Below are 19,185 nucleotides of genomic sequence, written 5' to 3' on the forward strand. Positions count from 1 at the left end.
TTCTCCCTCAGGCGCCGTAGCGGCGCATCGTTTCACGGTTCGCCCGGACGGCTGCCACGGGATCGGCGGCGGCGGTGTCTGATTCTTCTTCCAAGACCAGCCAGCCATTGAAGCGCGGCGCGGCAGCGACGATGTCGATAACGGCGGGCGTATCGCAGACCCCTTTGCCAAGCATGGCCCATTTGCCGTCTGCATCGACGTCCTTGAGGTGCAGATAGCGGATACGATCCTGATAGGTTCGCAGCGTATCCAGAATATCGTCGTGGCCGCGCAGAATATGGCCGGTATCGGGCACCCAGCCGACGAGGTTCCTGTCGATAAGCGAGAAGATCCGGTCATAATCGGCACGGTTGAACAGCAGCGTATTGTGGTGCGAGCTCGGATGCACAGCAATATACACGCCGGAAGCCTTGCCCAGTTCGCCGGCCCGATTGTAGAACTCAGCGGCGATTTCGAATTTCGCCTCCCGTGGTCCTTCGGAGACAACCGTCGCCGAGCCGATCGAAACGAGAGCGCCGGAAAAGGCGGCGGCGAAATCGATCCAGCGCTGTGTGGTCCTGAGGTCGTTCTCGAGCTCTTGCCTGACGGTGAAGCCGGTTTTGGAGCCCATCGCAAAAGACACGAGTGTCAGGCCATGTTTCTTCAGGCTCGCGGCGAAATCATCGGGACGATCTGCGTAGTGGCCGATCATCGTGTCGGTAATCTCGATGCCCGCGTAGCCGCCCTCCGCAATGGCTTCCAGCAAATAGTCCGGGCCGCTATTCCAGTTTCTCCCGAGCATTTCCCAGGTGAATGTCTGGCAGCCGACTTTCAGGTCTTTGATACTCATGCCCATTCCTTGACTTCGACCTGCCTAGGCCTTCGTTGATATGCCGCCGGACCAGTATGACCGCGCTCTTGGCATGATGGTGAAGTGGCGACGTCCCCTGGCGAGCCGCGTGTGACGGTCGGATTGCTATTTCCGCATGGTTTATAAAAATTTATCGCGCGTCAAGAAATAAAATGTTCTATAGCGATTGTCGCGGCAGCGATGCCCATCGATGATGGGCTAAACATCTGAAATTGGTGGGGAGGCCAATTCATGAAAGCATATCCGGAAACCAGGCTGGGCATCGGCGTTATCGGCTGCGGCAATATCTCGATGACCTACCTGCGTAACGCCGCCCTGTTTGCCGGAGCCGAATTGAGGGCCTGTGCCGACATCTCATCCGACATGTCGGCGCTGAGGGCGAAGGAATATGGCATCCGGGCGATGGCGGTCGATGCGCTCCTGGCCGACCCAGAAGTCGACCTTGTCCTGAACCTCACCATCCCGGCCGTCCATTTCGACGTGACGATGTCGGCGCTTTCTGCGGGCAAGCACGTCTTCACCGAAAAGCCGCTCGCGACGTCGGCCGCCGAGGGCCGCAAGCTAGTGGCGGAAGCCGGAGGTCGCGGTCTTCTGTTGGGTTCGGCTCCCGATACATTCCTCGGCGCCGCCGGCCGGCGTGCACGAGGCCTGATGGATGCAGGTGCGATCGGCCGCCCGGTCAGCGGCACCGCCTTCATGTTCGGCCGCGGCATGGAACATTGGCATCCCAATCCGCAATTCTATTATCAGCCCGGTGGTGGGCCGATGTTCGACATGGGTCCCTATTACCTGACGATGCTGGTCAATCTGCTCGGCCCGGTGAAAAGCGTCATGGCGATGGCGACGAAAGGCCAGGAAGAACGGCTGATCACCGCTGATGGCCCCTTCAAGAACACGACGTTCAAAGTGGGCACGCCGACCAACGTGCTCTCGCTTCTCGAGTTTCAATCGGGCGCGACGGTGAATTTCGGTGCGTCGTGGGACGTCTTCCGGCACTCCAATCATCCAATCGAGCTGCACGGCACGGAAGGTTCGTTGCGCCTGCCCGATCCCGATACGTTCGGCGGAACGGTTTCGCTTTCCGAGCGCGGCGCCGAATGGAAGAATTTCGAAAGCGAGGGCGAACTGTATGGCGCCCTGAACTGGCCGTACAGCGCTCCCGCCCGCGCCAATTATCGCATGCTGGGCGTTGCCGATCTCGTCCGCGCACTTGGCGAGGGCAGGGCGCCGCGCGCCTCCGGCGATTTGGCCCTTCATGTTCTCGAGATCATGGAAGCGACCCTGGCATCCAGCGAGGCCGGGAGCGCGGTTGCGATTGCGGGCGCAGTCGCACAACCGCCGCTGCTTGGCGAAGATGAAGCCCGCAGCCTGCTTGCTTGAGGTGAAGCGATGAAAGATCGATTGGATCCCGGCGCCGTGCATGTCCTGGCGCTCGGTCGCGCCGTAAACCAGCCACCCTTTGAGCGCGGGACAGTCAACGAGGCGCGCGCTGCCTATGACGGGGGTTGCCCGACATTGCAGGGCGATCGCGAGCCGGTCGCGGCCATCGAGGACAGAATAATTGCCGGGACGGGTGGCCCGATCCCGCTCAGGATCTATCGGGGCGCGGGCGCTCCAGACGCGGATGCACCGGCGCTTCTCTACCTTCACGGTGGCGGCTGGGTCGTCGGCACGCTCAACTCCCATGACGAGATCTGCCGGTGGTTTGCGAATATCGGAGCCTGCATCGTATTTTGCCCGGACTATCGGCTGGCGCCCGAGCACAAGTTCCCGGCGGGCCTGGAGGACTGCATATCGGCGCTTGCCTATATGGTGGAGCAGGCAAGCGCGCTCGGTATAGATCCAGATCGGATCGCGGTTGCCGGCGATAGTGCTGGCGGCAATCTGGCCGCTGTCCTGTCACTTCTCGCGCGGGATGGCGTTGCCCAGAAAATCTCGGCGCAACTTCTGCTCTATCCCAACACCGATGCCGGACAGACGACCGACAGCTATGTCAGGTTTTCACAAGGATATGGTTTGACTGCCTCGACGATGCGCTGGTTCCGCGATCATTATATCCGCGATGCGGCTGATATCGCTGATTGGCGCGTTTCTCCCCTGCGCGTCGGCAATGTGGCGGGTGCGCCACCGGCCTTCGTCGCGATTGCGGGCCATGATATCCTCGCAGACGAAGGCGAGGCCTATGCCCGCCGGCTTGCCGAGGCGGGTGTCCCTGTAGCCCTGCGGCGTTGGCAGGACCAGATCCATGGCTTCGTTTCCATGGGGCGGCACATTGCGGCGGCGCGGCGGGCGGTGGAAGAGGCGGTTGCCGGATGGCGCAGCCTCGTCGATCACGCCGACTGACGCATCACCAATGTACCGTCGAGGATGATTTTTCGTGCAACGACCTGCGTGGTGTCATTGTCTTCGTCCAGCATCGAAAGCAATGTGTCGACGCTGCTGCGCGCCATGGCGGTGAAGTCTTGCGCCATCGTCGTCAACGGCGGGCAGGTATAGCGGCTGAGAGGGTGGTCGTCATGGGCGGCGATGCGAAGATCGCTATCGCTTCTGCGGCCGACGCGAAGGCCGCGCGAGTGGGCAGCTGCCATCGCGCCGAAGGCGAGGCGATCGTTCGCGCAGAGAATCGTCCTGCCCGGGAGCGTTCCAGCCGCGATCATTGCGTCGGTCTGCTCATATCCCATACGTTCGAAATCCCAGCCGTAGCTCTCGGTGGCGCCAAACACGACCGGTTCGAAACCGAGCGACTCCATCGTGGCGATATAGCTTGCCAGCCGCTCCCCGGAATTGTGATTGACATGCGGAATGTCGAAATATGCAGGCGGCTCGCCCGATCGGCAGAGATAGTCGACAATTGTCGCGACGCTTTGGGCGTTGTTGTTGCCAATGAAGGGCGTGTCGCCTTCGATGAACGTATCGAAATAGACAATGGGAATGCTTTCCCGGAGTTTTTCGAAGATGCCAGGCTCGGAAGAGAGACCGAGAGGCGCGATGATCGCGCCGGCAGCCTTCAAGGACAGAAGCGTGTTCACAGCCTCGGCTTCAAGATCTGGCAAGCCATGGGACGAAATGACGATTGGCCAGTAACCTTCACCACGGACGAGCAATTCCAGACGGTTGACCATTTCGGCATAGAATGGATCTGTGATGACAGGCACGACAATGCCGATGTTCCGTGTTCTCTTGCGATTGAGATTGCGCGCATAGAGATTAGGACGGTAGTCCGATGCCGATAGCGCCTCCTCGATGCGTTTGCGCGTCCCCGGCTTTACGCTGCTCGGGTTATCGAAATACCTAGAAAGCGTTGGACGAGAAACGCCACAGGACCGGGCGAAATCGTCCATGGTTTTGATCGTCATCTTGTCCATTGGCAATTCTGGTTGCACTGCGCCAGGGCTCGTCTGCGTCAGCCGATATCGCAAAGGCGGTCAGTGTGAAGGCTTTCGAACTGCGTTTGTAGCCCGACAATGTCGCATGCGCAAAATTTTTTGTTACATAAAGCACAATTGGCGGCGCAGCCGCCTCTACACATAGCGCACTTCGACTCCCAACTTGTCCAGCCGACTGCGAATCCCGTGCGGCATGCCGGTGTCTGTGATGATCAGATCGACCCGGGAAAGCGAAAATGCCTTGGACGAGGCGCCAATATCCCACTTGCTGGAATCCGCCACGAGGATCACGCGCCTCGCCATGCGGACCAGATTGCGTTTGGTGCGTGCAATGTCTTCCGAGACATCGACGACATCGAATGCGTGATCGATGGCATGAGCGCTGAGGAACGCCTGGTGGGCGACAAGACCGCCCACGGCCTTGTCGGAATCCGAGACGATCGTGCTGACGGTGCTGGGAAAAACCCGGCCGCCAATCATATGCACGTCCAGGCCCGGCCGATACATCAGATGCTGCGCGATATTCATGGCGGTTGTGGCCACCACGACGTTATTGACCGGGGGCATTTGCATGGCGACCTGCAGCAGGGTCGAGCCGCTGTCGAACACAATGGACTGGTTGTCGATGATCTGGCGTGCCGCCATCTGCGCGATGCGTCGTTTGGCATCGAAATTGCGGTTCATCCGTTCTTCGAAGGCTGCCGCGGGCGAGCTGGCCGGCAATGCGATCGCGCCGCCATGCGTTTTGATGAGTTGCTTCTTGGCATCCAGAATTTCGAGATCGGATCTGATGGTCACCTCGGAGACGCCGAAGTTTTCCGCCAGCTGCGTGGTGCGCGCTTGGCCGGTCCGCTGAAGTTCCAGCATGATCTGATGTCGCCGTTGTTCCGCAAGCATGTGTGACCTCGAATTCCTTTCGAATAAGTGACGGCACCGAGCTTTCGAAAATCGAAAATGCACGGCAACCACTGTGGTCAAAAAAACACGAGAACAGACGATGTCGGCACGTGTCTAGCCCGCATTCCCGTCATCTTAAATCAAAACGAAAGAAATCGAAATATTGAACATTCGTTTATTTTCGAGTTAGGGTCTCAGCGCGAAATCAAACTTGTAAAGGGACAGCATCGATATGGGCCTTGGAACCAAAATTCGCCTGTCACGGCTGTTTTCACATCCGTCGGGGCATTTGTTCGGTGGTGCGGTCGACCACTTCGTTGGCTATGGCAACGTCCGTGAGGGCGGCCTGGCGGATCTGCCGGGCGCACTGAAGCGGGTGATGGCCGGAGAGCCGGACTATATCAGCATTCAGCCTGGGGCTGCGCGCCATTTGTGGCCTGCCTATGCCGGCAAGGCGGCGCTGGTCATTCAAGCCGGCTGCTTTACGCCAGACGATCGAATCCGTCAGTTGATCGCGACCCCCGAGGACGCGGTGCGCTACGGTGCCGATGCTCTGGCCGTTGCCATTCCGGTGCGCGGCAATACGGAAGGCGAATATATTCGCTGGCTTACCGATACTGTCAACGCCGCTGCTCGCTTTGAAATGCCGGTCGTTGCTCATGTCTATCCCCGCGACTATTCAAACGGCGGCAAGATCGTATTCACTCCCGATGAAATCGCCTATGCCGTGCGGATCGGGTTTGAGACAGGCGTTGACGTGATCAAGGTCGGATACACCGGGGACTTCGGTTCATTCCAAGAAACCGTGGCCACTTGCCCGGTTCCCATCGTTATCGCGGGCGGTCCGAAAACGGAAAATCTGCTCGGGGCTCTGACCCAGACCGCCGACGCCTTGCGGGCGGGAGCGAAGGGCGCCGTGGTGGGGCGAAACCTTTGGGGACACGGCGATACGACGATGGCGGCGCGCGCCTTCAAGCTAGTCATTCACAGCGGTATGGCGCCGCAAGAGGCGCTCGCTGCCGCGGGCGGTTGACGGGTGACACACAACCTTCAGGTTTTGGGCTTCGGGGCTCTGGCGATCGACGATATCATCTATGTCGATCGACCGCTGAGTGCCGGCAAGGGAAAGGTGACGAGTCGCACCCAGGACCACGGCGGCAATGTCGCGACGGCCCTTGTTGCGGTCGCAAAGCTGGGGGGACGGGCTGGTTTCATCGGTTGGCTGAGTGATCGGCCTCTTAGCGATATCAGCGCCCGCGAGCTTGAACGGCATGGGGTCGATATATCCTTTGCGCCGCGCCGCCCCGATGCCAGGCCAATACGGTCGGTGATCACGGTCGGACCTGAAGGCGACAGGTTTATCGCCTATGACGATGATGTGCCGCACGGAACCTCCGAGGCATTGGCCGACAGCACTCTTGCACAAGCCCAGGTGCTGTTGATCGACGGCTATGCCACCCACGCCGATACGATCGTTGCGCGCGCCCGCAAGCTGGGTCTGGCGGTGGTGGCAGACATTGAATGGACGATCGGGCCTGCGACCGAACGATTGATGAGCCTGTCCAACCATCTCGTATTGCCATTGAAATTTGCGCAGACTTATTCCTGCGAAACCGATCCGACGTTGATCCTGCACAAGCTTTGGTCTGACGAGCGCACCGCAGTCGTTCTGACTGACGGTGAGCGAGGATCCTATATCAGGCAGACGGGAGACGCCGTTTTGTGGCATGTTCCGGCCTACGAGGTCAAAGCGGTCGACACGACGGGCGCCGGAGATTGCTTTCACGGCGCTTATGCTTTTGCGCTGACACAGGGAAAGCAGCCTGTCGACTGCGCCGTTTATGCAACTGCCGCAGCCGCGATCTCGGTGACAGGCCCGGGTGGCCGCATGGCTCTGCCGGATCAAAGCGCCTGTCTCGCGTGGCTGGCGAGGGAAGATGCGTCCGCGCCCAGACCGATTGCGCCGCCAGACTGAGAGTTCATCACACTGGTGCCCTGGACGATCGGATTAGCACTGCGCAGATGACGGTTTCGGTTCGATCTGAAACAGCGCCGGGAGGGGCTGTCTTCAGGATTGGATGGCGATGATACTAAGGAGGAAGTGCCGTGGCTGTTGTTGTACTGGACAAGATTTGCAAGACCTTTGGAACCAAATTCCACGCGATCAAGGATCTTAGCCTGATGATAAATGATGGCGAGTTCCTCATCCTCGTCGGCCCTTCGGGATGCGGAAAATCGACGGCATTGCGCATGATCGCCGGGCTGGAGGAGATCAGCAGCGGGACCCTGAGCATCGGTGGAGAGAATGTCGAGGATCTCGCGCCGAAGGACCGGGATATAGCGATGGTCTTTCAGAATTATGCGCTCTATCCGCATATGACAGTGTTCGAAAATATTGCCTTCTCGATGAAACTTGCGGGCAAGAGCAAGGAAGAGCGCACGAAGCGGGTCCACGAAATAGCAAAGACCCTTCAGTTGCATACGCTGCTCGACAGCAAACCGGCCGCGCTCTCCGGCGGCCAACGCCAGCGGGTCGCCATGGGACGCGCCATGGTGCGGGAACCGGCAGCTTTTCTCATGGACGAGCCCCTGTCAAACCTTGATGCCAAGCTACGCGTACAAATGCGCGCCGAAATCGTCAGCCTGCAAAGACAGCTTGGCGTGACGACGATCTATGTGACGCACGACCAGACCGAAGCCTTGACCATGGGCGACCGGGTTGCCGTCCTGAAGGGCGGCGTCCTTCAGCAGGTCGACACGCCAAAGACATTGTATAGCCGGCCGGTCAATGCCTTCGTTGCGGGTTTCATCGGCTCGCCGTCCATGAATCTGTTCGAGGGCCGCTTGCAGAACGGCAGGATCGATCTGTCGACCTTTTCCATACCGGTCGCGACGGCCGCATTCGAGCAGTCTCCCGGTCTGACGGCGTTCGAAGGCAAGACGATCATCTTCGGCATTCGCCCGGAAGACCTTTACGACAGCGGTCTTGAATCGGGATCACGCTACGCGACGATCCCGGCGCTTGTAAAATCGATCGAGGAACTGGGCTCGGAGCTGATCGTTCATCTCAAGATCGAAGCAGTGCGGATCGACTCCGGTGACCCCGATGCCGTCGAGGACTTGAGCGGTGCGGCAAACGCCGTGGCGAAGTTCGAAGCCGCCAGCACAGTCCAGCCCGGCGTAATGACCAACCTGGCGATCGATGTGGCCAAACTGCACTTCTTCGATCCCCAGACGCATCTGGCAATCTAGCAGGATCCGCGGTGGCGGACCTGGTTGGAGGGCGCTCGCAAGAGCGCCTGCTTGCTTCATCGTTGACAAGTCTTCGCCGATCTTCGCCGGCCGGCTTTGCGCGTTCCGTATCGAGAGCGCAGGATCCCACGCCCGTCTCGTAACCCTCCAACTTTGCAGCCACAGGTCAGGTTCTTTTGGCGGCCATTGGCACCTGAGAGCTACTTTAAACTGTGATGCGGGCCGCAAACGACCCTGCCGAACCCTGCTTTTCCCAGATCGCCAAGCCTTTCATTTGTTTTCCTTTGGGCGACGCGGCTTTCATTTGTTTACGAAAGTAAAGAAAAAATGCGACACGAGCAATATGACAGAAAGAAAAAAACGTCTCGAAATCCGGAGACAAAGCACATAAAAATCAACAGCTTAATGTCATTTTTATCGCTCCTGGAGCCTTCTTACTTTTTCCGATCGCAGTTCTTCATTGACAGCCAGATGCCTAAAGGAACCTACTTTGGTCTCGATCGGGAGGATCGAGCAAAAATATCATTCCTAGGGAGGGAAACATGAACGTCAGAAGATATATCATGGCGGCTCAGTCGGCTGTGGCCGCCTGGGCACTATGCGCCACCTGCGCCTTTGCTCAGACCAATCTCGAGTTCATCCAATGGTGGGAACCAGAAATGCCCGCCGGCGCTCTGCGCAGCATCATGGACGACTTTGAAGCCAAAAACCCCGGCATCAAGGTGACGCTCGTCAGCGGTCCTTATTCCGCCACCCATGATCAGATCGTTGTGGGCGCAGCGTCCGGGACACTCAGCGATGTCGTCGGCCTCGACGGCGCATGGGTCAACGGCCTGGCAAAGCAGGGCGCGATCGCCTCGATGGACAGCCTGATGGCTGATGCCAAATATGATCAGAGCCAGATCGCCGATATTATCAAGGTCAACGGGCAAAGCGTCATGTTCCCGCTTGCCTCGTTCGTCTACCCGGTCTTTGTCAACCTCGATCTGGCAAAGGCGGCCGGCGTCGAAAAGATGCCGACAAACCGTAGCGAATTCGCCGCTGCCGCGAAGAAGATGACCAATGCGGACAAGAATCAATACGGTTGGGTGCTACCGCTTTCGCTGCAAAATCCCGGCGGCATCCAGAATGACGTGATGTCCTGGGTCTGGGCATCCGGAGCATCCATGCTGAAGGATGGCAAGCCCGATCTGGAAAACGCCTCCGTCGTCGGCACGCTTGAATACATCAAGTCGCTGCAGGACGCCGGCGTCATCTCGCCCGGTATTTTTGCCAAGAAGGAACAGGACAAGGTCGAAGAGTTCGTCAACGGGCGTGTCGGGATGATGATCGACTCGTTGGCGCACATCAATCTCATTCGCCAGCGAAATCCCAATCTGAAGTTCGGCATCTCCGCCCTTCCAGCCGTCGACGGCTACACCGGCAAGCGCGGGCTGCCCTATGCTTCCTGGGGTATCGGCATCAGCGACAAAAGCGAGCACAAGGCGGAAGCCTGGAAGCTCGTCGAATATCTGATGAGCCCGGAGGTGAACAGCCGCCTCGTGTCGATCGCCAATGCCTTCCCGGGCAATATCCACGCCAAACCCGATTTCTCCAAGTCAGACCCGCTGTTTGAAGAAGCCTTCAAAATCTTCCAGAGCGGGAAGCTCGCCAACGAATTCGTCGGACTGCCGGTGGCTGAAGATCTCATGCGCCAGATGAACGTCGAAGTTCAAAAGATGTTCGACGGTCAGCAAGGCGCAAAGGAGGCAGCCGCCAATACGCAGAAGCAATGGTTGGCCGAATTCGCCAAGTAGTCTCCCAAGACGGTAGCGGCAGCGTGATAGACTTCGATCACGCTGCCGCTACACCGCGACGAAGCAATGCGTTACGACCAGGGAGAAATTACCTCTCATGAGCCTCGCCACAGAAACATCGATCCGGACGCGTGTTAAAGTTCGAAGGCCCGGCATTCTTTCCTACAAGACGCGAAAGAGGCTTTTACCCTATCTATACGTCGCACCCGCGACGTTTCTTTTCTGCCTGCTGATGCTGTTTCCCATGCTCACTGTCCTGCGCTATTCGCTGATGGACGGTGCGATCACGAAGAAGGACGCGTCCTTCGTCGGTTTGCAGAACTATGTGACGATCTTCAAAGATCCGGTTTTCTGGCAGTCGGTCGGACAGACACTCTACTTCACGATAATGAGCGTCATCTTCCATCTTCTGATCGGTCTGGCCTTCGCCCTTTTGCTCAACAGCCAGCGTGTCGATCCGTTGATCAGAAGCATTCTGCGGGTTCTCTACATTTTGCCCTGGCTCTTCACGGCGGTGATCATAGCGATCATCTGGCGGCTGCTCCTGGACCCCAATGGCGTCGTCAACAGCATTCTGATGACGCTCCATATCATTGACTTCAAGGTCGAGTGGTTTTCTTCAACGAGAACCGCGCTGCACGCGCTGACCTTTGCGAATATCTGGGCGGGATACCCGCTCTATATGGTCAGCCTTCTCGCTGGCCTTCAGGGCATCCCCAAGGATCTCTACGAGGCTGCCGGCATTGACGGGGCCAATGAGTTCCAGAAATTCCGCTACATCACGATCCCGCAATTGATGCCGATCATCATCAGCATCGCCTTGCTTGATTTCATCTGGACGATGCAGGTCTTTCCCCTCGTGTGGATGACGACGGGAGGCGGTCCGATCTACGCGACCGAGGTGCTCAGCACCTACACCTACAAACTCGCTTTTTCGAGTTATGAATTTTCGCGCGCGTCGGCGAGCGCAATCTTCATTCTGATCATCTCGATGGGCGCCACATATTTCTACATCAAACATCAGAAGGCCAGGTGACCGGCAATGGCAAAACGCTCTCTCAGTCGCACCATAGTGCCAACCCTCCTGACATATCTCGGGCTGGCGGTCGGGCTAGTCTTCGCGGGTTTTCCGATCCTGTGGATGTTCTTCACGTCCTTGAAATCAAATACCGAGATCTTTGCCCTGCCGCCGCGGCTGCTGCCCGACCAATTCACCAGTGTCGCCTATCTTTCGATCTTCAACGACCCAACGAAGGTTCGCTTCTTTATCAACAGCTATCTCGTCGCTGGAGTGGTAACGGTTCTGACGGTGCTGATCGCCATCCTGACGGCCTATGCTTTCAGCCGGTATTCATTCCGGCTCAAGAAAACGCTGAACGTGTTCATCATCAGCACGCAGACCGTGCCGCCGATCACGCTTTTGATCCCCTATTTCGGCATGGTCGTCGCCTTCGGTATTTTCAACACCTATTTTGCGCTGATTTTGACCTACATGGTCTTTACCCTGCCTTATGCGATCCTTCTCATGACGGGCTATCTCAATACCCTGCCAAAGGAACTCGACGAGGCAGTGCTTGTCGACGGCGGGTCGAGCTGGACGGCGCTATGGCGTGTGATCATCCCGCTGTCTGTACCCGGCATTGTCGCGACGGCGGTCTATACCTTTCTGCTGGCATGGAACGAATTCCTCTTCGCCCTGACTTTGACGAAGTCGATGGACATGCGGACTGTTCCGATCGGTATCGAATTGCTTATGGGGCAACATGCCTTCGAATGGAACGAGATGATGGCGATGAGCGTGCTGGGATCGCTCCCGCTTTTGGTTCTGTATCTGATTGCTCAACGCTACTTCCTAGCGGGCATGGCAGCCGGGTCGGTGAAGAGCTGAGTAGGCGAGAATCTCGCTTCGTCAATGTCGGATTGTCGTTCCTCCGTTCGTCCTCTGCCGGACAACGGGACAGGAGAGCGGCCGATGAGCAAAGAAACCAACGCGAATATCGAAGAAGAGACGATTGTCGCCATGCTGATGATGCGTGCCACCGCGCTCGGGGAAAAAGACGCCAAAGGCGCATTGTTCTACGAAACCGACGATTCTGTTGAGTTTTCGCTAGCACCACCACTCGTTTATCACGGCAATGACGAGGCAGGCCTGCAGGCCTGGTTCGACACCTGGGAAGGGCCAATCGGCAGCGACATACGCGATGCTAAGCTGACGGTTGGCGGAGACGTGGCTTTCTGGAGTGGCTTGTTGCATATGACGGGAACGAAGACCGACGGCACCGAAGTCGATCTTTGGTACCGCCAAACCCTTGGCCTCGTGAAGCAAGGTGGCCGCTGGATGGTGGCGCATCAGCATGCCTCCGTGCCCTTCGCCATGGATGGAAGCGGCCTCGCGCTGCTCGATCTGAAACCTTAAAACACCGGCTTCAGGGTGCCTTTCCACCAGTTTCATCCGATCGGCGCGAAGGCGACCGGACGAGATGGAGGCGGCCGGATTGCTTACAGCTGCGATGACACCTTCTCGCCGGCATCGCTGGCCCCGACTGTCCGCTCTCCGGCGGATGGTCCCGCCGGAGCGCACACCAATCATCCAGCACTCAGTCCAAATTGAACATACAAGGGGAATGATGGACGGCCGTCAGTTGCGAGGGTGGCGACTATTTGCGAGTTCGGCCCGGAGCCGGAACACGCGATCGTGGCGCAACGGCGTCCCGTTGCGGATAGCGCCGTTATCCTGATCACCGTGCTGATTGGCGCGGATCAGGACTCGAACTGGTTCCGTTGCCACAGCTTGCTCTTACGAGCAGTTCGTAGGGCAATAGCTGGGGCTCGGAAATTTCGCGGTCCTCTTCAATCAGGCGCAGGAGAGTCTGCGCTCCCAAAAATCCAAGCCGCCTGCGCGGCACGGAAATCGTGGTCAATGCCGGATTGAAGGCTTCGCCGACCGGATGATTGTCGAAACCGATGAAGGCGATTTGTTCCGGTACCTCTATCCGGTGTTCCTTGGCCACCTGGATTGCGCCGAAGGCAAGTTCGTCGCTGGCGCATAAGATGGCATCCGGCAGATGTCGTCTGCTAAGGATGCTCCGCATGGCCTCTCGCCCGGCGGAAATATCGAACGAGCAGAGATGTTGCACCTCGCCGTGTTCATGGAGACCGGCTTGTCGCATCGCGTTTCGATAGCCCTGCGCACGGGCGGCGAAAATCGGGCTCTGCTCCGGTCCCCCCATGTGTAGGATGCGGTTGCGGCCGAGAGAAAGCAGATACTGCGTTGCCTCAATTGCCGCCTTTTCATTGTCGATTCCGACGAAGGCAATCGCCGGATTTGCGACGGGTCTGGAGATCGCGACGATCCTGCGAGTGTATTGCGGAAGCTCTCCCAGCTCGGATGGCAGGCGGCCGTTGAGAAGGATGAGGCCATCGGCGGCCCCGGTAATCAGCTGCCGGGCGAGTGCAACTTCCCTTTCTTCGCTTCCTTTCGTGCTCCCGACGATGACGCCGATATTGTGTTCTTCGAGCGCCTCCTCGATCCCCAGTATGACGTCCGGATGGGAGAAAGCGGCAATGTTTGGAACAATGACGAGGATCTGGTTGGCTTTTCGGGATCGGAGCATGCGAGCATTATGGTTCGCAACGTAACCGCTTTCCCTGGCGATCTCTGCAATTCGCGCACGCGTTTGCGGGGTCACGGCGGGCGATCCCGAGAGGGCCCGACTGACAGTGGATGGATTGACGCCTGCGAGCCGGGCGATATCAACGATCGTGATGCTCGCCTTGGCTCTTGCCGCCTGTCCTTTGGTTTTTGGTAGGGTCACGGGCGGTCAGCGCTACCGTTTGAAAGGGAATGAACGCCTCCCTGGTCATCTTGCAACCTCATTCAGGCTCCTCAACCTCGTCGACGTAGGGCGCGATGACGAGGTCCGCGACGACGGAAGCATATTTTGCCCGCTCCTCGGGATTGAGACCCTCGTCCGTAATGATGCGGTTGATCCTTTCGATGGGCGTAGTGCGATAAATCGCCCTGCTACCGAAGCGGCTACTATCGATCAAAAGTGTCGTTTCAACCGACGCGTCGATCATGGCGCGTTGCAGCTGAACCAGTTCGAGTGACGTGTCGCTTGCGCACTCCGTGTCGACTGCCTGAGAAGACAGGAACAGATGATCGCAACGCAGCTCGCGAACGAAATTGATCGCCGTTTCCCCAAGCAGGGAATAGGCCCCCGGGCGACAGATCCCGCCAGGCACCACGAGCCTGATATGGTCTTTGTTCACCAGGACATCTGCGACATGCACGTCGTTCGTTACGACCGTCAGCGGCGTTGTCAGTTCAGCGATGACATAGGCGAATTGATGCAGGGTTGAGCGCGAATCGATGAAGATGCTCTGCTCTGGCTGGAGGAGCTTTGCGGCCGCCACCGCGATGGCGCGCTTTTCTTCGACCGCCGTCTGGCGGGCTTCATCGACGAGCTGCTCGAAGGTCGTGTTGCGGCGAACACGGACAGCTCCCCCGTGGGTCCTTCTCACCACGCCCTGAGATGCGAGGAAATCGAGATCGCGGCGGATCGTCGAGATCGAGGTGTTGAGGCGCTTGGCGAGATCCTGGCTCGAGGCGACCTGGTTTGACGAAAACCATTCCATGATTTTCTCGCGCCGCTCGGCGGGCAAAAAGTCTTCCGATTGCGGTGTTTCCGTCTCAGCCAAGAGCAGACCCTCTTTCTTTCTCAATGGAGCGCGACCTTACAGAAACAGCAGGGAAACTGAAAGCAGGGGCGATCGACCGCCACCTCTAGTGGTCGACCGCCCGAGCGCGCCGGGCGGCCGATGATGATCTCGTTACAGAGTGACGTTGATATATTCCGAGCCGGCAGCGCCCACGCCCTTGTAGGCGGTCACCTCGATTTCAACGCGGAAATCCGGACCGCCGAGCGGCGGGCAGGTGACCGTGCTGCAAGGGTCGATGCCTCGGAACTTTTCGCCGACATAGGCCATAACGGCGGGAGCATCGGCAACGTTCGGAATGACGACGCGCGAACGCACGACGTCGGCAAGAGTTGCGCCAACCGCCGCAAGGGCGCCCTCGATATTATGGAAGCACTGCTTGGCCTGTTCGACCGGGTCGGTCGACATCTCGCGGGTCTTGTAATTGCGTCCGGCGGTGTTGGACACAAACACCCAGTTGTCGACTGCGACAACGCGCGAATAGCTTTCCTTTTCCTCATAGAGGCTGCCGGATTTGACTTTGGTCACCTTTACCACGGGTAAGATCCTTCCTTTGATGTGGGATTAAACGATCAGGCGGTTGCCGCCCGATGAGGTTTTTGCTCGGCGCCGAGGCGGTAGATCCGTTCGGCAAATTCGGCCGTGATGCGCTCTTCCTTGACGTCGCGGCGAATGGCCTCCAGGGACCGGCCGGAGGGCTCGCCGTAACCGCCGCCGCCGGGGGTCACCAGCTCGACCACCTGTCCCGCCTTCAACTGCACGGTTCCCGGCAGGTTCTGCTGGCCGTTTCCGAAATCAAAATGCGAACCGGTAGCCTGCAGACCGCCTTCAAGTCCCCAGGGGTAGACTGACAGCCGTCCACCCTCGACGCTGAACCGGCAATCGGCCTCGATGCGATAGACGCGCCGCAGCCCCATGCCGCCGCGCCATGTGCCGGCCCCGGCCGAGCCGTTGACGAGTTCATAGCGCAGCAGCGTCAGAGGATATTCCAGCTCGAGTGCTTCGACCGGAAGGTTGGAGGTATTCGTCATATGGACATGGACGCCGCTCAGCCCGTCTGCCGTTGGACGCGCCCCACCGCCGCCGCCGATGGTCTCGAGATAGACCCAGAGCGAACCATCTTCACGTGTGCCAGTGAAGAGAGCGCCGGTGCAGGCACCATTGCCTGCGGCCGTTACCCTGCCGGGCAAAGCTTTCGCCAGTGCGCCCTGGACAAGGTCGGCAACGCGTTGGCAAGCGGCGATACGTCCGTCGACAGCTGCAGGGTGCTTGCAGTTGAGCAGCGATCCGTGTGGCGCCTCCACGCTGATCGGCCGCGACAGACCGGCGTTCGGCAGGATGGTCGGGTCGATGACCGCCTTGACGGCATAGTAGCAGGTCGCAAGCAGGGCCGTGTAAATGACGTTCAGCCCGGCGGGGACCTGCGGCGGCGCATCGAAGGCGATGTGCATCGCATCGCCACTGATGGTGATGTCCACCTTGAGCTCCATGATATCGGAGAACTGGTTGCTGTCGAAGTAGTCCGTGAAGCTGTAGACCCCGTCGGGAATGGCGGCGATGCCGGCGCGCATCTTGCGCTCTGCATAGTCCTGGAGGGCGTCGCCGGCCGCCAGAACGAGATCCGCGCCGTATTTCGTGCAGAGATCCTGCATGCGCTGGACGCAAAGCCGGTTGGCTGACATCTGAGCGCGCAGGTCCGACAACCGCTCGTGCGGGACCTGGCAGTTCAGCAGGAACATGTCCTGCAGATCCTTCTGCAACTGGCCCTGGCGATAGAGTCGCACGGGCGGGATGCGCAGACCTTCCTGATAGATATGGGCGTGGCCGCGGTCGGCGAAGTCGGCGTGGTGGGCGGTATTGACGGCCCATCCAACCATCGTCTCGCCATGAAAGATGGGTTCTGCGAGCACGATATCCGGCAGATGCGTTGCGCCGCCCTCGTAGGCGTCGTTGCCCATGAACACGTCGCCCGGCTTGATATCGTCGGCGGCGAAGCGCTTGTTGATATGCGGGATGATACCGATGAAGCTGCCGAGGTGCATCGGAATGTGCTCGGCCTGGCACAGGGTGTTTCCGTGCCGGTCGAAGAGGGCGGTCGAGCAATCGCGCCGCTCCTTGATGTTGGTCGAGTAGCTGGCACGCACCAGCGCCTCGCCCATCTCCTCGACGATCGATGTCAGCGCGCTGCCGATGACTTCCACGGTGATCGGGTCGATCTTGCTCATGCCCGTGTCTCCAGAATGAGGTTGAGATAGGGGTCGACCGTCGCCTGCATGTCCGGGAGGATGACGGTGGTGGTGTCCATCTGCTCGACGATTGCCGGACCGGCAATGCGGTTGCCTGGTTTCAGTTTTTCACGGGCATAGACAGGGCAGGGCAGGAAATCCTTGGCCTCGTCCATATAGACCTGCCGCGAGCCGATGACGGCGCCGTCACAGGATGGGCCAGCATCCGGCAATGAGGCGAGCTCGGCCTTGTTGACGACACCGGCCGCCTCGAGCCGCAACGTCACGATCTGGATCGCCTCGCCCTCGGCGATGAAACCGAAGCGCTGCAGATGGGCCTGCTCAAATCCCTTGACCAGGGCGGCAAGAGTATCCGGTCCCACCGTGCCCGCGGGTACAGAGACCTGCAGTTCATAGTTCTGGCCGACATAACGCATGTCGGCGGTCCGATTGACGACACGCCGCTCGGCCTCGGTGTCCTCCTGGTCAAACCAGGCTCCTGCCTGGGCCTCGAGCGCTTGGAAACCGCTGATCATCGGCTCGACTGCGTTCTCATCGACCTTCATCAGGCGAGAGATGGCGAAATCGGAACGCAGATCGGTCAAAAGCAGACCAAGGGCGCAGAGCGTGCCGGGCGTGAGCGGCACGATGATGCGGCTCATGTCGAGTTCCTTGGCGAGCCGAGCAGCGTGAAGAGGCCCCGCGCCGCCGAATGCCATCAGCGCGTAGTCGCGCGGATCATGGCCGCGCTGCACGCTGATCAGACGGATCGCTTTTGCCATGTTCGCCGTGACGACTGAAATGATACCCTGCGCCGTCTCCATCAGGCCGAGTCCGAGCTGATCGGCCAGGCGCTGCACAGCCTCGATCGCGAGGTCGCGCCGGACCTTCATGCGTCCGCCGAGGATTTCGACGGGATTGAGGGTCTGCAGGACGATGTTCGCATCGGTGACGGTCGCCTCCGTATTGCCGCGTCCGTAGCAGACCGGTCCGGGATCCGCCCCCGCCGAGCGCGGACCGACCTTCAAGAGGCCGCCGCTGTCGACAAATGCGATCGAGCCGCCGCCGGCCCCGACGGTATGGATGTCCAGCATCGGCGCCTTGATCGGATAGCCATGCACGTTGGCCTCTCCGGTGAGCTTGCAGATGCCGCCCTGCAGCAGCGCCACGTCGCTCGACGTTCCGCCGACGTCGAAGGTGATGATATTGTCGAAGCCGGCCAGTCGTCCGACCGCCTGCGCCGCCACGACGCCGGTGCTCGGGCCGGAAAGGACGGTGCGGACCGGAAGCTGCGCGGCCATGTCAAAGCCGATGACGCCGCCGTTCGACTGGGTCAGCTGCGGGGCGACCGGCACGCCGAGCTCGCTCAAGCGCAGTTTGAGCCTGTCGATATAGCGTTGCATCACCGGACCGAGATAGGCATTCACGACCGTCGTTGACATGCGCTCGTATTCGCGAAACTCCGGTGCCACCTGATGCGAGGCACTGATGAAGACATCAGGCATTTCTTCGCGGAGGATGTCGACCACGCGCTGCTCGTGGGCGCTGTTTAAGAAGCCATAGAGGAAACAAACCGCGATTGCCTTGACGTCCTCCTCGGCGAGCTTGCGCACGGCCGCGCGCAGCTTTTCCTCGTCGAGCGAGCGATCCGTTGAGCCATCGCATTTGAGACGTTCGGGAACTTCCTGCCGGCGGTCGCGGCTGACGAGGGTTTCCGGCTTCTCGGCATTCATGTCGTAGAGGCTGGGGCGCTTCTGGCGGCCGATCTCCAGCAGGTCGCGGAAGCCATCGGTGGTGATCAGCCCGGTTGCGACGCCTTTCAGCTCGATCAGCGCGTTCGTGGCGACGGTGGTTCCGTGACCGAGAAAGGCCACATGTGCTGCGGTGCTGCCGACGGTCGCGAGCCCCTCCGAGACGCCGCTTGCAATTCCGCGTGAAGGATCGTCGGGTGTCGACGGTACCTTCCAGATGTCGAGCTTGCCGGTTTCGTCGTCGAACAGGCAGACGTCGGTGAACGTGCCTCCGGAATCAACTCCAATTCTCAATGCCATGTCTTCACC

General features: G+C 59.4%; 17 protein-coding genes. 9 read left to right on the top strand and 8 right to left on the bottom strand.

Annotated elements, in window-relative coordinates; all coding sequences use genetic code 11:
- Positions 1 to 7 precede the first annotated feature (7 nt).
- Positions 8 to 829: a sugar phosphate isomerase/epimerase family protein gene (locus ACR9ZQ_RS30600; protein ID WP_481429484.1), complete on the bottom strand. Its 822-nt coding sequence runs from the start codon at positions 827 to 829 to the stop codon at positions 8 to 10.
- A gap of 252 nt (positions 830 to 1,081) precedes the next feature.
- On the opposite strand from ACR9ZQ_RS30600, the gene ACR9ZQ_RS30605 reads away from it, so the two are divergent.
- Both ACR9ZQ_RS30605 and ACR9ZQ_RS30610 read left to right on the top strand, forming a co-directional pair.
- Positions 1,082 to 2,230: a Gfo/Idh/MocA family protein gene (locus ACR9ZQ_RS30605; protein ID WP_481429485.1), complete on the top strand. Its 1,149-nt coding sequence runs from the start codon at positions 1,082 to 1,084 to the stop codon at positions 2,228 to 2,230.
- 9 nt (positions 2,231 to 2,239) lie between these two features.
- Positions 2,240 to 3,193, top strand: a complete 954-nt coding sequence (locus ACR9ZQ_RS30610; RefSeq protein ID WP_481429486.1) for an alpha/beta hydrolase — start codon at positions 2,240 to 2,242, stop codon at positions 3,191 to 3,193.
- On the opposite strand, the gene ACR9ZQ_RS30615 is transcribed toward ACR9ZQ_RS30610, so the two are convergent.
- Both ACR9ZQ_RS30615 and ACR9ZQ_RS30620 read right to left on the bottom strand, forming a co-directional pair.
- Positions 3,181 to 4,215 carry a LacI family DNA-binding transcriptional regulator gene (locus ACR9ZQ_RS30615; protein ID WP_481429487.1) on the bottom strand — a complete coding sequence of 345 codons (1,035 nt, stop codon included), beginning with the start codon at positions 4,213 to 4,215 and terminating at the stop codon, positions 3,181 to 3,183. The two genes, ACR9ZQ_RS30610 and ACR9ZQ_RS30615, sit on opposite strands and share 13 nt — an antisense overlap.
- Before the next feature lie 156 nt (positions 4,216 to 4,371).
- Positions 4,372 to 5,133: a DeoR/GlpR family DNA-binding transcription regulator gene (locus ACR9ZQ_RS30620; RefSeq protein ID WP_037097941.1), complete on the bottom strand. Its 762-nt coding sequence runs from the start codon at positions 5,131 to 5,133 to the stop codon at positions 4,372 to 4,374.
- A gap of 232 nt (positions 5,134 to 5,365) precedes the next feature.
- On the opposite strand from ACR9ZQ_RS30620, the gene ACR9ZQ_RS30625 reads away from it, so the two are divergent.
- The 7 genes from ACR9ZQ_RS30625 (at position 5,366) to ACR9ZQ_RS30655 (ending at position 12,597) form a co-directional block, all read left to right on the top strand.
- Positions 5,366 to 6,166 (top strand): beta/alpha barrel domain-containing protein, encoded by an 801-nt coding sequence (locus ACR9ZQ_RS30625; RefSeq protein ID WP_310381376.1) that lies wholly within the window; start codon positions 5,366 to 5,368, stop codon positions 6,164 to 6,166.
- A gap of 3 nt (positions 6,167 to 6,169) precedes the next feature.
- Positions 6,170 to 7,108 carry a PfkB family carbohydrate kinase gene (locus ACR9ZQ_RS30630; protein ID WP_481429488.1) on the top strand — a complete coding sequence of 313 codons (939 nt, stop codon included), beginning with the start codon at positions 6,170 to 6,172 and terminating at the stop codon, positions 7,106 to 7,108.
- Positions 7,109 to 7,239: 131 nt separating this feature from the next.
- Positions 7,240 to 8,385 carry an ABC transporter ATP-binding protein gene (locus ACR9ZQ_RS30635; protein ID WP_481429489.1) on the top strand — a complete coding sequence of 382 codons (1,146 nt, stop codon included), beginning with the start codon at positions 7,240 to 7,242 and terminating at the stop codon, positions 8,383 to 8,385.
- 542 nt (positions 8,386 to 8,927) lie between these two features.
- A complete protein-coding gene (locus ACR9ZQ_RS30640; protein WP_310381384.1) occupies positions 8,928 to 10,181 on the top strand; it encodes an ABC transporter substrate-binding protein in 1,254 nt (417 codons plus the stop codon).
- A 97-nt stretch (positions 10,182 to 10,278) separates the two neighbouring features.
- Positions 10,279 to 11,217: a carbohydrate ABC transporter permease gene (locus ACR9ZQ_RS30645; protein ID WP_310381387.1), complete on the top strand. Its 939-nt coding sequence runs from the start codon at positions 10,279 to 10,281 to the stop codon at positions 11,215 to 11,217.
- 6 nt (positions 11,218 to 11,223) lie between these two features.
- Positions 11,224 to 12,069: a carbohydrate ABC transporter permease gene (locus ACR9ZQ_RS30650; RefSeq protein WP_310381389.1), complete on the top strand. Its 846-nt coding sequence runs from the start codon at positions 11,224 to 11,226 to the stop codon at positions 12,067 to 12,069.
- A gap of 84 nt (positions 12,070 to 12,153) precedes the next feature.
- On the top strand, positions 12,154 to 12,597 hold the full coding sequence (locus ACR9ZQ_RS30655; protein WP_310381392.1) for a YybH family protein: 444 nt from the start codon (positions 12,154 to 12,156) through the stop codon (positions 12,595 to 12,597).
- Positions 12,598 to 12,919: 322 nt separating this feature from the next.
- On the opposite strand, the gene ACR9ZQ_RS30660 is transcribed toward ACR9ZQ_RS30655, so the two are convergent.
- The 5 genes from ACR9ZQ_RS30660 to ACR9ZQ_RS30680 form a co-directional block, all read right to left on the bottom strand.
- Positions 12,920 to 13,996 (bottom strand): LacI family DNA-binding transcriptional regulator, encoded by a 1,077-nt coding sequence (locus tag ACR9ZQ_RS30660; protein WP_481429490.1) that lies wholly within the window; start codon positions 13,994 to 13,996, stop codon positions 12,920 to 12,922.
- Between the two features lie 58 nt (positions 13,997 to 14,054).
- Entirely contained in the window at positions 14,055 to 14,882 is an 828-nt protein-coding gene (locus ACR9ZQ_RS30665; RefSeq protein WP_310381396.1) for a DeoR/GlpR family DNA-binding transcription regulator, read from the bottom strand.
- 132 nt (positions 14,883 to 15,014) lie between these two features.
- On the bottom strand, positions 15,015 to 15,437 hold the full coding sequence (locus tag ACR9ZQ_RS30670; protein WP_047522366.1) for a RidA family protein: 423 nt from the start codon (positions 15,435 to 15,437) through the stop codon (positions 15,015 to 15,017).
- 35 nt (positions 15,438 to 15,472) lie between these two features.
- On the bottom strand, positions 15,473 to 17,125 hold the full coding sequence (locus ACR9ZQ_RS30675) for a hydantoinase B/oxoprolinase family protein (RefSeq protein ID WP_481429491.1): 1,653 nt from the start codon (positions 17,123 to 17,125) through the stop codon (positions 15,473 to 15,475).
- Positions 17,122 to 19,176 carry a hydantoinase/oxoprolinase family protein gene (locus tag ACR9ZQ_RS30680; protein ID WP_481429492.1) on the bottom strand — a complete coding sequence of 685 codons (2,055 nt, stop codon included), beginning with the start codon at positions 19,174 to 19,176 and terminating at the stop codon, positions 17,122 to 17,124. The genes ACR9ZQ_RS30675 and ACR9ZQ_RS30680 overlap by 4 nt, the downstream gene beginning before the upstream one ends.
- Between the last annotated feature and the right edge of the window lie 9 nt (positions 19,177 to 19,185).

The sequence above is a fragment of the Rhizobium sp. KNZ14-9A genome (genome assembly GCF_056755015.1).

Excerpts from the sequence above, each read along its gene's own strand:
- ACR9ZQ_RS30615 (WP_481429487.1), bottom strand. The coding sequence starts at position 4,215 with ATGGACAAGATGACGATCAAAACCATGGACGATTTCGCCCGGTCCTGT.
- ACR9ZQ_RS30610 (WP_481429486.1), top strand. The coding sequence starts at position 2,240 with ATGAAAGATCGATTGGATCCCGGCGCCGTGCATGTCCTGGCGCTCGGT.
- ACR9ZQ_RS30655 (WP_310381392.1), top strand. The coding sequence starts at position 12,154 with ATGAGCAAAGAAACCAACGCGAATATCGAAGAAGAGACGATTGTCGCC.
- ACR9ZQ_RS30675 (WP_481429491.1), bottom strand. The coding sequence starts at position 17,125 with ATGAGCAAGATCGACCCGATCACCGTGGAAGTCATCGGCAGCGCGCTG.
- ACR9ZQ_RS30645 (WP_310381387.1), top strand. The coding sequence starts at position 10,279 with ATGAGCCTCGCCACAGAAACATCGATCCGGACGCGTGTTAAAGTTCGA.
- ACR9ZQ_RS30605 (WP_481429485.1), top strand. The coding sequence starts at position 1,082 with ATGAAAGCATATCCGGAAACCAGGCTGGGCATCGGCGTTATCGGCTGC.
- ACR9ZQ_RS30650 (WP_310381389.1), top strand. The coding sequence starts at position 11,224 with ATGGCAAAACGCTCTCTCAGTCGCACCATAGTGCCAACCCTCCTGACA.
- ACR9ZQ_RS30640 (WP_310381384.1), top strand. The coding sequence starts at position 8,928 with ATGAACGTCAGAAGATATATCATGGCGGCTCAGTCGGCTGTGGCCGCC.
- ACR9ZQ_RS30625 (WP_310381376.1), top strand. The coding sequence starts at position 5,366 with ATGGGCCTTGGAACCAAAATTCGCCTGTCACGGCTGTTTTCACATCCG.
- ACR9ZQ_RS30600 (WP_481429484.1), bottom strand. The coding sequence starts at position 829 with ATGAGTATCAAAGACCTGAAAGTCGGCTGCCAGACATTCACCTGGGAA.
- ACR9ZQ_RS30620 (WP_037097941.1), bottom strand. The coding sequence starts at position 5,133 with ATGCTTGCGGAACAACGGCGACATCAGATCATGCTGGAACTTCAGCGG.
- ACR9ZQ_RS30680 (WP_481429492.1), bottom strand. The coding sequence starts at position 19,176 with ATGGCATTGAGAATTGGAGTTGATTCCGGAGGCACGTTCACCGACGTC.